The organism is Xanthomonas indica (assembly GCF_040529045.1).
Lineage (GTDB): Bacteria > Pseudomonadota > Gammaproteobacteria > Xanthomonadales > Xanthomonadaceae > Xanthomonas_A > Xanthomonas_A indica.
In genome coordinates this window covers 3,063,223-3,075,172 of sequence record NZ_CP131914.1, presented here as the reverse complement: position 1 = coordinate 3,075,172, position 11,950 = coordinate 3,063,223, and the positions used below count along the sequence as shown (strand labels likewise).

The window sequence follows — 11,950 nt, the reverse complement described above, 5'->3', positions numbered from 1 at the left end:
TCAGCGTTTACGCATCACGATCAGGAAGTGATCGCCCATATCGCGCAGCAATGGCCAGCCGCCGATGCGGTCGTCCAGGCGGCCCAGCGCCTCGCCCAGGCGCGGGTGACGCTGGTAGTGGTCGACCAGGTACGGCGGCGGCAGGCACAGGCTGAGCGCGCGGTACGACTCCAGCGCGAAATGCGGTGCGAACGCGCGGTAGAACTCGCGTGGCAGGTAGTACCAGGTCCAGATCGTGTGCCCGTTCATGCCCACCGCGGTGGCGCCACGCGCGGCGCGGACGGCGGCACGGCGCAGCCGCCCGCGCAGCAGATAGTGGCCCAGCTCCCACGGACACAGCCGGCCGATCACCGAAAACACCAGGCGGCCGTCGCGGCGCAGCAGCCGAGCGCAGTGGCCGGCGACCTCGGGCAGATCCGGCGCGCAGTTGAGCGGGCCGAAGTTGGAGTACATGCCGTCGAACTCGCCGTCGAGCAGATCCAGCTGCTGGATGCCGACATGGGCCACGCTGAGCCGCCCATGCAGGCTCGGATCCTGGGCGCGGCCACGGGTGCGTTCCACCATCTGCGGCGACCAGTCGGTGGCCAGCACGCGGTAGCCGCGCTGGGCGAAGGCATGCGCGTCCAGACCGGTGCCGCAACCCAGGTCGACCAGCCGCGAGCCGACCGGCAACTGCGTGCCCACCGTGTCCCACAGGGTCTTGCGCATGCGCTGGATCAGCGCGTTGTTGCCGCGCGGGCCATCGTAGTCGGCAGCCACGCTGTCGAAGGCGCGCTGCGTGTCCAGCAACCGCACCGGGTCCAGAGTGGTCGTGTGCGCCGTCGCGCCCGCCTTGCCGTTCGCTGTCACCTGCACCTCTCCACTGCCCTGCCCTTGTCGGACTCCGCGCGAACCCATCGCGTGGTAGTGCAGGTAGGTGCGTCGATCGCGCCGTTTGGTTGAATCGGCGGGTTGCCGTCAGGCGATGGCGCGCGCCCGTACCGGCCGCGCCTGGCGCCGGCGCAGTGCGTTGCGCGCCACCGCAGCCAGCACACCGCCGCCGAGACCGGCCAACAGGGCCGCCGCCAGCACCAGCACCGGGTTTGGGAACGCCGCGCGCGGCGGCACGTAGGTCTGCCAGGGCGCCGAGGTGTCGTAGGTGTAGCGGGCGCCGAGCCGGCCGAGCAGATCCTCGCGCTCGGCCTTGAGGCCGCGCAGCGTGGTGGTCTTCTCCGACAGCAGCATGTTGCCGAGCAATTGCTGCTCGACGCTGCCGCGGCCGTCGCGTTGCTGCTGCAACAGGCGGTCGCGCTCGGCCTGGGTGGCGGCGATGTCCGCGGCCAGTTCCTGCAACCGCGCAGTGGCCTGCTGCAGCGGCCCGGCCTGGATGCGCCGGTGCAACGCCTGCAGCTGTGCGATGGTGGCCGCGGCGAGTTGCCGCGCCTGCTGCGGCGATTCGGCGCGCAGGGTCAACTGGATCAGGTTGGCGTACGGGTCCGGGTCCAGCTTGAGGCTGTCGCGGTACAGCGCGGCCTGGCGGCTGTCCGGCGCGACGCCGGCGCTGTGCAGCACCTGTTCCTGGAACAGCCGCGTCTTGATCCGGTCGATCACCCGCTGGAACGGCTCCAGCTTGGGGTCGCGCCCGGACGGGGTCGGGCCGAACTCGCCGACCTGCACCCAGGCGGTGGCCTGCCACTGGCGGGTCGCGCCGTGCAGGAACAGCGCCGCCAGCGCCAACGCCAGCAGCAACGGCAGCAGGCACCAGCGCCATTCCCGTCGCAGGATCCGCCACAGGTCGATCAGGTAGATTTCGTCTTGGGGCATGGCGGTATCGGTCATGGCAGCGGGGATCTCGGGGAAACGGAAGGCAGGCCCGCGGCCGGTACCGCGCAGCGGCGGTTCGGCAGCAAGGCGCTGCAGGCATGCAGCAGCAGGCACAGCGCGACGAAGCCGGCATTGGTCCAGGTGAAGGCCTGCGGCGCGAACGGCGACATCACGCAGGCGTAGGCGATGCGCAGGAACACCAGCAGGTTGAACAGCGCCAAGCCGCGGCCGAGCAGGCGCACGCTCCACAGCAGCGCCGCGTACAGCGCCAGCATCGCCGCCAGCGCGGCGCCCGGACCGCCGGCCAGCAGGAACGGCAGGAACTCGGTGCCGACATTGATGTTCGGCGCATCCAGCGGGATGCCGGTGCCGGCGGTGGCGATGGAACCGCTCAGCGGCACCAGCTGATTGACCAGGAAACTGGCGTTGGCGTAGCCCTTGCCGAGCAGCGCGCCGAAGTTGTACGGGCCGGCGCCGATGTACAGCAGCAACCACTTGATGCCCTGCGGCGCGGACCGGTACAGCGCACCGAACGGCAGCGCCACCGAATCCAGCGAGCCGGAGCGCAGCGTGCCCAGCAGCGAGAACGCCGCAGCGCCGGCACACAGCAGCGCCAGCACCCGCTTCCACGGCAGCGGCCGCGTCGGGTCGCGGCGCAGCAACAGCAACAGGCCGACACTGAACACCGCCGCGAACAGCCGGTTGCGGTCGATCACCAGCACCGGGAAGGCGAAGCCGGCCAGCAGCAGCGCGTTGCGCACGCTGCGCGCGCGCACGCACAGCATGCCGATCGGCGGCAGGATCCAGCACATGTTCGACACATGCCGCACGTGGGCCTGCAGCGGGCTCAGGTCGGCGTACGCCGAGGGGTCGTGCAGCAACGGGATCGGGAACAGCAACAGGTCCATCAGGCAGAACAGCCCGACTGCGGCAGCCAGGCCGAGCGCGACGAAGGCCTCGCGGGTGCCGGCGTAATCGCGCGCCCGGAACTTCGCCAGCGGCGGCAGGCGGATGCCGAACACTGCATCCAGGCCCAGCGTCGCCAGCGCCAGGGCGGCCAGCAGCGCGATGCCGGCGAGATAGCCCGGCGGCAGGTCGAAGGTGAGCAGGGTCAGCGCGCAACTCAGCAGCAGCGGCAGGCCGAAATAGGCCGACGGCAGGCGCAGCAGCCGCTTCATGCGCGTTCGGCCAGCGCCGGCTGGCCGCCCTGGCGCAGCCGCGCCAACAGCGACAGCCACGCATGCGCCAGCAAGTGCCCGCCCAGCGCCAGCGGGCTGCGCCGCAGGAACGCGATCTTGGCGGCGATGTAGTGCGCCTGCGCGTGCAGCAATGTGCGGCAGGCCGGATCGAACAAGCGCGCGCGGCGCAGCGCGACCTGCCGCGACTCGGCCAGGTTGGCCAGGCGGCTGGGCAGGTGCCGGGTGCGGCTGGCGTTGTGGTCGTGCACGCGGTAGGCGCACACCGCCACGTCCAGGAAGCCCAAGGCGTCGCGCGCGACCAGGCGCAGGAAGAAATCCCAGTCCTCGATGCGCAGGCCTTCGTCCCAGGCCGCGCCCGGCTGCAGCGCGCTGCGCCGGACCAGCGCCACGGCCCCGCTCACCGCCCAGTGGCGGATCACCGCGCGGCGGATGCCGGCCTCGCTCAGGTACAGGCGTTTGTCCACGCCATGCAGGTCGCGCATGCTGCTCTGGTGCACGGTGCGATCCTGCGCGTCGACCACGATGGCATCGCCGATCACCGCGGCCTTGTGCGGATGCGCGCCCAGGTACGCCACCTGCACACCCAATCCGCCCGGCAGCAGATAGTCGTCGCTGGCGCCCAGGCGCAGGAACTCACCGCGGGCCATCGCCACCAGGTGGTTGAGGGTGGCGGCGATGCCGAGGTTCTCGCGCGGCCAGAAGCGCACGTGCAGCGCGTCGCCATGCTGCGCGATCCACGCGGCGATGCGGTCGGCGGTGCCGTCGCGGGAGCCGTCGTCGACAATCACCAACTCCTTGTTCGGGTATGGATCCTCCAGCACGCTGTCCAGGCAGCGCTGTACGAACGGCGCATGGTTGTAGGCCGGGATCAGGATCGACACCAGCGGGAGCGCCGGCGGCGTGTGCGGTGGGTCCATCAGCCCAGTCCTCGCAGGTAGCGGCGCACCACCAGCACGTTGAACGCCAGGTACAGCGCGTAGTTGCAGGCGAACGCGTAGGCCGCGCCGATCAGGCCCATGTGCGCGGTGAACAGCACCACCAGGCCCAGGTAACTGGCCGCGAACAGGCATTCGGAGAGCACGAACAGCCGGGTCATCGCCTTGGCCAGCATCAGGTAGGACAGCACGAAGGAGGCGATCTTGAGCACGTCGCCGAGCAGTTGCGGCGCGTACAGCGGCAGCGCGGCGGCGAAATCCGCCGAGAACAGCAGCTGGGTGATCCAGGCACGGCACAGGTACACCGCCGCCGCAGCCACGATCACCGCCGGCAGCACGTAGCGGTAGGCGCCGCGCAGTTCTTGCAGCAGGGCGCCACGTGTCTGCAGCGCCGCCAGCTTGGGCAGGTAGTAGACGTTGATGGCGGTGGTGAAAAACAACAGATAGGCATCGGAGACGCGGCTCACCGCCTGCCAATAGCCGACCTGCTGCCAGCCGAACTGGCCGGCCAGGTGGTCACGCACGCCGATGTTGACCAGCAGCGGCAGCAGTGCCGAGGCCAGGGTCATCGTCGAGAAAGCGGCCAGCCGCCGCACCATGGCCGGGTCGAAGCGGATGCGCAGCATCTCGCGGCGGAAGTACGGGCTGCGCCGCAGTGCGGGCAACCCGGTGCACAGCCAGGCCACCTGCCCCAGCACCAGGCCGAGCAACGCCCCGTACAGGCCCATGCCGTACGCCAGCGCGGCCACCAGCAGCACGCTCAGCAGCGCGCCCGCGACCTGGATGAAGGCCAGCCGGCGCACGTCCATGAAGCCGTTGACCACCGCCAGGATGTAGTTGGCCAGCGCAATGCCGAGCTGCGCCACCGCCAGCACGCAGATCAGCGGCTGGTACTGCGCGTCGCCGAGCAGGCGCTCGGCGATCAGGCGGCTGCACAGCAGTGCGGCCACGCCCATCGCGCAGGCGGCCACGCAGGCATAGCCCAGCGCGCTGCCGAGCAGCCGGGCCAGCACCGGCGCATCGTCGCGGTACTCGGCCACGTACTTGACCACGCCGGCGCCGATGCCGCCGCCGGCCACGACCGCCAGCAACGACATCAGGCTGGTGAACTGGCCGAGCCGGGCGACCCCGGCCGGGCCGGCGTACACCGCCACCAGCTTGAGCACCAGCAAGGCGGCCAGGAGCTTGGCCGCGGTGGCCATGCCGCTGTACGCGCCGCTGCGCAGCACGTTCATGCCGCCACGCCGCCGAAACGCTGGCAGGCGTCGATCACCTGCGCCACCGCCGCATCGTCCAGGGTGGGACCGATCGGCAGGCTGAGCACTTCGGCCGCCAACTGCTCGCACAGCGGCAGCTGCAGCGCGGCCAGTTCCGGATAGGCCGACTGCCGGTGCGGCGGTGTCGGGTAATGCACCAGGCACTGCACGCCGTGAGCCTGCAAATGCTGCTGCAGCGCATCGCGCTGCGCACAGCGCACCACGAACAGGTGCCAGGCATGCGCGGGCGGGTCGGCCACCTGCGGCAACGCGATCTGCGGATGCGCGATGCCGTCGAGGTAGCGCTGGGCGATCGCACGGCGCGCGGCGATGTCGGCATCCAGATGCCGCAGCTTGACCCGCAACAACGCCGCCTGCAGCTCGTCCAGGCGCGAGTTCACGCCCTGCAGCAGATGCCGGTACTTGATGTCCGATCCATAGTTGCGCAGCACCCGGATCTGCGCCGCGAGCGCGTCGTCGTCGGTGGTCACTGCACCGCCGTCGCCGAGCGCGCCCAGGTTCTTGCCGGGAAAGAAGCTGAAGCCGGCGGCATCGCCGAAGCTGCCGGCATGGCGGCCATCGCGGCGCGCACCATGCGCCTGCGCCGCGTCCTCGAGCAGCAGCAGGCCATGCTGCTCGGCGATAGCGCGCAGCGCGGCCATGTTGGCCAGCTGCCCGTACAGGTGCACCGCCAGGATCGCCCTGGTGCGCGGGCCGATCGCCCGCTCCACCTGCGCCGGATCCAGATTGAAGCTGGCCGCCTCCGGTTCCAGCGGCACCGGCCGCAGCCGGCTCTCGCTGATCGCCAGGAAGCTGGCGATGAAGGTATTGCCCGGCACCAGCACCTCGTCGCCCTCGTGCAACCGGCCAAGCGCACGGTAGCCGCGCAGGATCAGGGTCAGCGCGTCCATGCCGTTGCCGACGCCGATGGCGTGGGTGGTGCCGCAGTAGGCGGCGAACTCGCGCTCGAAGGCGTCCAGTTCCTCGCCCAGCACGTACCAGCCGGAATCGATCACCCGCGCCGCCGCGGCCTTCAGCTCGTCGGCGTAGCGCGCATTGCTGGCGCGCAGGTCGAGGAACGGCACGCTGGCCGACGGCAGGCTCATTGCAACTCCCAACGGTAGAAATCGTGGACCACGGCGCGCGCGCCGAAGCGCTCCTTCTGCTCGACCAGGCCGGCATTGAGCACCTGGCCCTGCTGCTCGGTGGAAATGCCCAGGCTGAGGAACTCGCGCTGCGCGTAGACCTGCTCGATCAGCTCGGCCAGCAGCAGGCTCAGCGCATCGGCACGGCGGCCCTGTTCCGAACAGGCCAGGTACTGGGTGTGGACGACGTTGCCGAAGTCGTACACCAGCGTGCCGGCCAGCAGCTCCGCGCCGTCGCGGACTTCGTAGGGCACGATCTGCGCCGGGAAGCGCGCGCACAGCAGGCGCAGTTCCTCCAGGCTGTGGGTCGGACGCGCGTCGTGGCGTTGCAGGACCTCGCGCAGCAGCGCGTGCAGCGGCGCCGGGTCGTCCACGCGCTGCACGCACAGCCCGGCGCGGCGCGCCTTGGCCACCGACCGCTTGCGCGCGGCGGCGAAGCGTGGCGGCGCGCGCAGCGGCACCGCCGAGGACAGGTCGCGGCGGTGCAGGCGCGCACCCAGCCGGTGCAGCGCGTACAGGTCTTCTTCCGCCGGACTGCGGTGGAACAGATGCGGCACCGCCTTGTACAGCAGCGTGCGCACGCCGGCGCCGCGATAATGCGCCGCGATGCGCTCGAACGCCTCCAGCGTCGCCGTCGCGCGCAGCACGTGGGTCGAGACCAAGCCGGCATAGCTGAGGCCGGCGTGGCTGGTCACCGCGTCGCCCTCGCGGTTGGCCGGGAACACCGCGACCGGCGTGCCGGCGTCCTCGACCAGCAAGGAGGCGTCGACGAAGCGCGGCGCGTGATACTCCATGTAGCCGCGCCGGTGCAGCAGATTGCCGTTGCGCGAGGCCTCCACCACGGCATCCCACGTCGGCGCATCGGCCGCGGTGTAGGGCCTAACCGACAGCATCGGCGTCCTCCCAGACCATGCCGGCGGGCAGCACCGCTTCGGCCACGCCGAAGCCATCGCGGCCCATGTCGTTGCCGTTGTAGAACAGCAGCAGGCGCCCGCCATGGCGGATCAGCGCCGGGTAGCACAGCGTGCGCGCGTCCCAACCCTCGGCCGAGAGTGGCAGGCCCAGTGCGGCGTCGCAGCGCTGCCAGTGGCAGCCGTCGTCGCTGACCGCCATGCCCGGCAGATAGGCGCCGGCGTGGCTGCCGTGGGTGAAGAGCATCAGGTGGCGGCCATCGTGCCGGTACACCCGCGGGCGGCCGATGCGGTACTCCTGGCCCTGCGGCTGCAGGCAGACCGTGTCCTGCCGTGGAATCGCCTGCAGGTCGTCGGTCTCAACGCAGCGGATGTGGTAGCGCGGATACGGCGTGCCGCCGATCCATTCCCAGTCGTCGCCCACCGCGTACCACAGCTGCCAACGGCCATCGCGATAACGCGCCGAATGTACCGCGGCGATGGTGCTGCGGCCGGGCGCGCGGTCCAGCAGCGGCGTGTCCTGGCGACGCTGGAAGGTGTCGCCGCCGTCGGTGGACACCGCCAGGCCGGTAAAGGCCAGGAACTTGGCCCGCGCCACCTGCTGGAAGCCGACATAGAACATGGACAGGCCGTCCGGCCCGTGCACCACATCGCCGAGGATCATGCCGTTGTCGTCGAAACAGCCGGCGCGGCCGATGTCGAGCACCGGTGCGGCGCTGACGCCGAGCACCCGGGTTGGATCGTCGGCGCACACGTCGACATAGCCGATGCGGCTGATCCCGGCATCGTCGCGGAAGCCGGCGTAGATTCGCAGGCGCTGCGCATCCAGCCGCAGCGGCGTCGGTGTCAGCGCCGAATGCCGCATCCAGCCGCCGACGCCGTCGCGTGCGGTGTCGAACACCAGGCCGCGTTTGTGCCAGGCGAACATGCGTCTCACAGGTTCACGTCGAAGCTGGACTTGCCGGCCACTGCCCGCGCCGGCGCACCGACGTAGAGGCGTCCGGGCTCGGTGTCGCGAGTCAGCAGCGCACCGGCACCGATCACGTTGTCGGCGGCGACCTTGACCCGGTCGCTGAGCGTGGCATTGACCCCGATGAAGCTGCTCGCGCCGATCTCGCAATAGCCCGAAATCACCGCATGCGAGGCCAGGAACACGTGATCGTGGAGGACCGTGCGGTGGCCGACGTGGTTGCCGCTCCACAGGATGCAGTTGGCGCCGATGCGGGTGAACGGCTGCAGCACGTTATGCTCGAACACGAAGCAGTGCTCGCCCAGTTCCACGTTGCGCCACACGAACGCCTGCGAGCTGACGTAGCTGGCCATGCGGTAGCCGCGACGCTTGGCATCCAGGTAGAAGCGCGTGCGCAGCCGGTTGAGGCCGCTGGCCGGGATCGCCACGAACACGTCCACCTGCGACGGCGGATAGCGCTGCTCGAGCTCTTCATAGGCCACCACCGGGAGACCGGCCATCGTCGGCGTGGACAGGTAGTCGCGCTCCACGCTGAAGGCCAGCACCTCGTAGTCGCTGTCGTGGGTGAAGTATTCGCAGGCGATCTGCGCCAGTTCGCCGGCGCCGACGATGACCAGGGGACGCGCCATGGCCTAGGCCTCCTGCCGGCGCACGCCCGCGGCTTCGCGCAGGAACTCGTCGTAGTCGAAGATGTAGTCGGTCGGGTCGTAGGCCTGGTCGGCGAGCACCATCAGCACGCAGTCCTCGCTGAAGTCGTACAGATCGCGCCAGACCATGCTGCCCAGCAGCAGGCCTTGCCGCGGGTCGTCCAGCACCACCTGCAGCGGGCCGCTGCCGTCGTCGAGCAGGAACGACACCGACCCATGCAACGCCACCGCCAGTTGGTTGAGATGGCGGTGCGCATGCTGGCCGCGGTGCACGCCGTTGCGGGTGGCGAACAGGTAGTACACGCGGCGGATGTCGAAAGGCACGTCGCGCTGTTGTTCCAGCGCCACGAGCTGGCCGCGCGCGTCGCCGTGCGTCCGCAACTGGATTCGTTCGATTGCCATCAGAGTGCCCGACCCGGGCTCCGCATCGGAGCGTCCAGGCTGAGTGCCGCGCGTCCGCGGAAAGGTTGCGCAATGGCGACGCGCAGCGCGACGCAACCTTTCGGCGCATCACGAGCACCCATCGACGACCACCGCTGCCGCGATGCCGCGCCGCATCGCGCCGCGGGCCCCCTCGTCGCCTCCAAGGACACCGCGTACCGCCATGACCTCGCCCACGCCGGCCGCGCCGACACCGCCCGTTCCCCCCGCTGCCGCGTCGGCGGCGTTGCCGCGGCCGATGGTCTGGCTGCACTGGCTCACCGTGCTGTGCCTGGTGCTGGCGGCGGGATTGATCCTGCTGCGCGAGGAAGTCGAAGGCCGCATGTGGCGGCAATGGCTGCTGGAAGGCCACCGCCACTTCGGTCTGTTCGTGCTCGGCCTGTTCTGCCTGCGCGTCGCGCTGCGGATGCGCCTGGGCAAGCGCCACGACCCGGATGCCGGCTCGGCGCTGCTGCGCTTGCTGGCCGGCGCCACCCACGTGGTGATGTACGCACTGCTGCTGACCCTGCCAGTGCTGGGCTGGGCGCTGAGCCAGTCGATGGGCAAGCCGGTGCATCTGTTCGGCGCGACCCTGCCGGAACTGGTCGCGCCCGATCCCGATCTCGCCGACACCTTGGGCGCCTGGCACGTGGACGCGGCCTGGTTGCTGCTGGCCCTGATCCTGCTGCACATCGGCGCGGCGCTGTGGCACCACCTCGTGCGCCGCGACGCCGTGCTGCAACGGATGTTGCCGTTCCTGCGCCGCCGCTGAGTCGATTCGCCCTTCCCCGCTTCCGTCCGTCGCCGCACCCACCCGCCAAAGGACTCTCCGCATGCACAGCGCCCCGTCGTCCCCCTCCACCTACTCCCGCAGCGACAGGACGCGCGGCGCCGAGCAGGCGCTGCTGTGGTCGGCGCTGGGCTCGCTGCTGCTGGTGCTGAGCCCGCGCGCCGCGGCGGTGCCGGCGTTCGCACGGCAGACCGGCTCGTCCTGCGCCGACTGCCACATCGGCGCCTACGGCCCGGCGCTGACCCCGTACGGCATGCGCTTCAAGCTCGGCGGCTATACCGACAGCGACGGCAACGGCACCAAGATCCCGGCCTCCGCCCAGCTCACCGCCAACCGCAGCGTGCCGGCGCGCGGCGAGAGCCGCACCCGCTTCAGCGAGGCCGACCTGTACCTGGCCGGGCGCCTCACCGACAACGTCGGCGGCTACGTCAAGGTCGCCACCAGCAACAACGGCAAGAACGACTACACCACGCGCCTGGACAACGTGGACCTGCGCGCGGTGCTCAAGAGCTTCCAGCTCGGCGGCAAGGACACCCTGCTCGGCGTCAGCGTCAACAACAATCCCGGCAGCCAGGATCCGATCGGCATGCTGCCCAACGCCTCCGGCCTGGGCCCGGCCTCGGCCTATGCCAGTTCGACCACGCTGCTCAACCAGTCGGCGCTGTCCAACCGGGTGATCGGCACCAGCGTCTACGGCCTGTACGACCGCAACTGGTACGGCGAACTCGGCACCTACACCGCCCTGCCGGTCTCGGCCCAGGACGATCTGGGCTACGCCGTCGGCGGCGATCCGGGCAAGCTCAGCGACACCGGCTACCTGCGCCTGAGCTACATGAAGGACCTCAAGCGGCAGTTCTTCTCCGCCGGTGTGGTCGCGCTGACCACGCGCCGGCAGCTGCCGCGCAGCACCGGCCCGCGCGACGACTTCACCGATCTCGGCTACGACCTCAACTATCAGTTCCTGGGTACCCGCGAGCACATCCTCAAGCTCGGCTACCTCAACATCTACGAGCGCCGCCGCTACGGCAGCACGCTGATCGACCCCACCGACCCGGCCCTGGCCGGCCCGCGCCGGGCCAGCGTGCGCGACCAGTCGATCAGCCTCAACTACACCTACAGGCAGAGCTACAGCCTGCTGTTGGCGCACTTCATCAACACCGGTTCGGACGATCCGTTCCGCTACCGCCCGTACGGCGCGCCGGACACCACCAGCAACCTGATCAGCGCCTCGTGGGCGCCGTTCGGCAAGGACGACAGCGTTTCGTCGATCTCCAACCTGCGCCTGTCCGCGACCTGGTTCCGTTTCAGCAAGTTCAACGGCAGCACCGGCAACGTGTTCGGCGCCTCCCCGGTCACCCGCCCGCGCGATCTCAATCAGTTCGCGCTGAGCCTGAGCCTCGCTTTCTGATGTCCCCACACGGAGCTTCCCCCATGAAACCCGCCACTGCCTTCCCCCTGTGCACCCTGCTCGCCGGCCTGCTGCTGGCCGCCGCGGTGGCGCCGTCCGCGCATGCCGCCGGCGGCGCGCCCGGCGCCGGCGTGTTCGCCAGCGAATGCGCCGAATGCCACAGCGCCGCGCCGGCCAAGAACAAGAAAGGCCCGACCCTGTTCGGCGTGGTCGGACGCCGCGCCGGCAGCGTGCCCGACTACGCCTATTCCGACGCGATGAAGCAGAGCCAGTGGACCTGGAGCGACGACAAGTTGCGCAGCTACCTGTCGCAGCCGGCGTCCAAGGCCCTGCCCGGCGGCAAGATGAAGTACGACGGTCTGGACGATGCCAAGCAGTTGCAGGACCTGATCGCCTACCTGCACAGCCTGCATTGAACTGGCTGCCCGATCCGGTCATATTCGGCGCCCGACGGGCCGGCCATCGC

General features: G+C 70.3%; 13 protein-coding genes. 3 read left to right on the top strand and 10 right to left on the bottom strand.

All coding sequences use genetic code 11. The features are described 5' to 3' along the window. From Q7W82_RS13325 to Q7W82_RS13280, 10 genes are all read right to left on the bottom strand, one after another. On the bottom strand, positions 1–849 hold the full coding sequence (locus Q7W82_RS13325) for a class I SAM-dependent methyltransferase (RefSeq protein WP_242158766.1): 849 nt from the start codon (positions 847–849) through the stop codon (positions 1–3). A gap of 108 nt (positions 850–957) precedes the next feature. Further along, positions 958–1,803, bottom strand: coding sequence for a Wzz/FepE/Etk N-terminal domain-containing protein (locus Q7W82_RS13320; protein WP_242158764.1), 846 nt, complete (start codon positions 1,801–1,803; stop codon positions 958–960). Between the two features lie 11 nt (positions 1,804–1,814). Beyond that, positions 1,815–2,981, bottom strand: a complete 1,167-nt coding sequence (locus Q7W82_RS13315) for a hypothetical protein (RefSeq protein ID WP_242158761.1) — start codon at positions 2,979–2,981, stop codon at positions 1,815–1,817. Next, entirely contained in the window at positions 2,978–3,919 is a 942-nt protein-coding gene (locus Q7W82_RS13310) for a glycosyltransferase (protein WP_242158759.1), read from the bottom strand. The genes Q7W82_RS13315 and Q7W82_RS13310 overlap by 4 nt, the downstream gene beginning before the upstream one ends. After that, positions 3,919–5,172 carry an O-antigen translocase gene (locus tag Q7W82_RS13305; RefSeq protein ID WP_242158749.1) on the bottom strand — a complete coding sequence of 418 codons (1,254 nt, stop codon included), beginning with the start codon at positions 5,170–5,172 and terminating at the stop codon, positions 3,919–3,921. Before Q7W82_RS13305 ends, Q7W82_RS13310 begins: the two co-directional genes overlap by 1 nt. Continuing rightward, complete coding sequence (locus tag Q7W82_RS13300; RefSeq protein ID WP_242158747.1) at positions 5,169–6,299, bottom strand: DegT/DnrJ/EryC1/StrS family aminotransferase; 1,131 nt, start codon at positions 6,297–6,299, stop codon at positions 5,169–5,171. Before Q7W82_RS13300 ends, Q7W82_RS13305 begins: the two co-directional genes overlap by 4 nt. Next, on the bottom strand, positions 6,296–7,231 hold the full coding sequence (locus Q7W82_RS13295) for a GNAT family N-acetyltransferase (protein WP_242158744.1): 936 nt from the start codon (positions 7,229–7,231) through the stop codon (positions 6,296–6,298). The genes Q7W82_RS13300 and Q7W82_RS13295 overlap by 4 nt, the downstream gene beginning before the upstream one ends. Further along, on the bottom strand, positions 7,218–8,177 hold the full coding sequence (locus tag Q7W82_RS13290) for a hypothetical protein (RefSeq protein ID WP_242158742.1): 960 nt from the start codon (positions 8,175–8,177) through the stop codon (positions 7,218–7,220). Before Q7W82_RS13290 ends, Q7W82_RS13295 begins: the two co-directional genes overlap by 14 nt. Positions 8,178–8,182: 5 nt before the next feature. Next, positions 8,183–8,848: an acetyltransferase gene (locus tag Q7W82_RS13285; RefSeq protein ID WP_242158739.1), complete on the bottom strand. Its 666-nt coding sequence runs from the start codon at positions 8,846–8,848 to the stop codon at positions 8,183–8,185. 3 nt (positions 8,849–8,851) lie between these two features. Then, complete coding sequence (locus tag Q7W82_RS13280; protein ID WP_242158737.1) at positions 8,852–9,268, bottom strand: FdtA/QdtA family cupin domain-containing protein; 417 nt, start codon at positions 9,266–9,268, stop codon at positions 8,852–8,854. 277 nt (positions 9,269–9,545) lie between these two features. Between Q7W82_RS13280 and Q7W82_RS13275 the strand changes: the two genes are divergently transcribed. The 3 genes from Q7W82_RS13275 to Q7W82_RS13265 all read left to right on the top strand — a co-directional run bounded on the left by Q7W82_RS13275 (position 9,546) and on the right by Q7W82_RS13265 (position 11,900). Next, positions 9,546–10,058, top strand: coding sequence for a cytochrome b/b6 domain-containing protein (locus tag Q7W82_RS13275; RefSeq protein WP_311195490.1), 513 nt, complete (start codon positions 9,546–9,548; stop codon positions 10,056–10,058). Between the two features lie 61 nt (positions 10,059–10,119). After that, positions 10,120–11,484 (top strand): cytochrome C, encoded by a 1,365-nt coding sequence (locus tag Q7W82_RS13270; RefSeq protein ID WP_242158733.1) that lies wholly within the window; start codon positions 10,120–10,122, stop codon positions 11,482–11,484. 23 nt (positions 11,485–11,507) lie between these two features. Further along, the gene (locus Q7W82_RS13265; RefSeq protein WP_242158731.1) at positions 11,508–11,900 is read left to right on the top strand and encodes a c-type cytochrome; all 393 of its coding nucleotides are present in this window, start codon (positions 11,508–11,510) and stop codon (positions 11,898–11,900) included. The last annotated feature ends 50 nt before the right edge of the window (positions 11,901–11,950 follow it).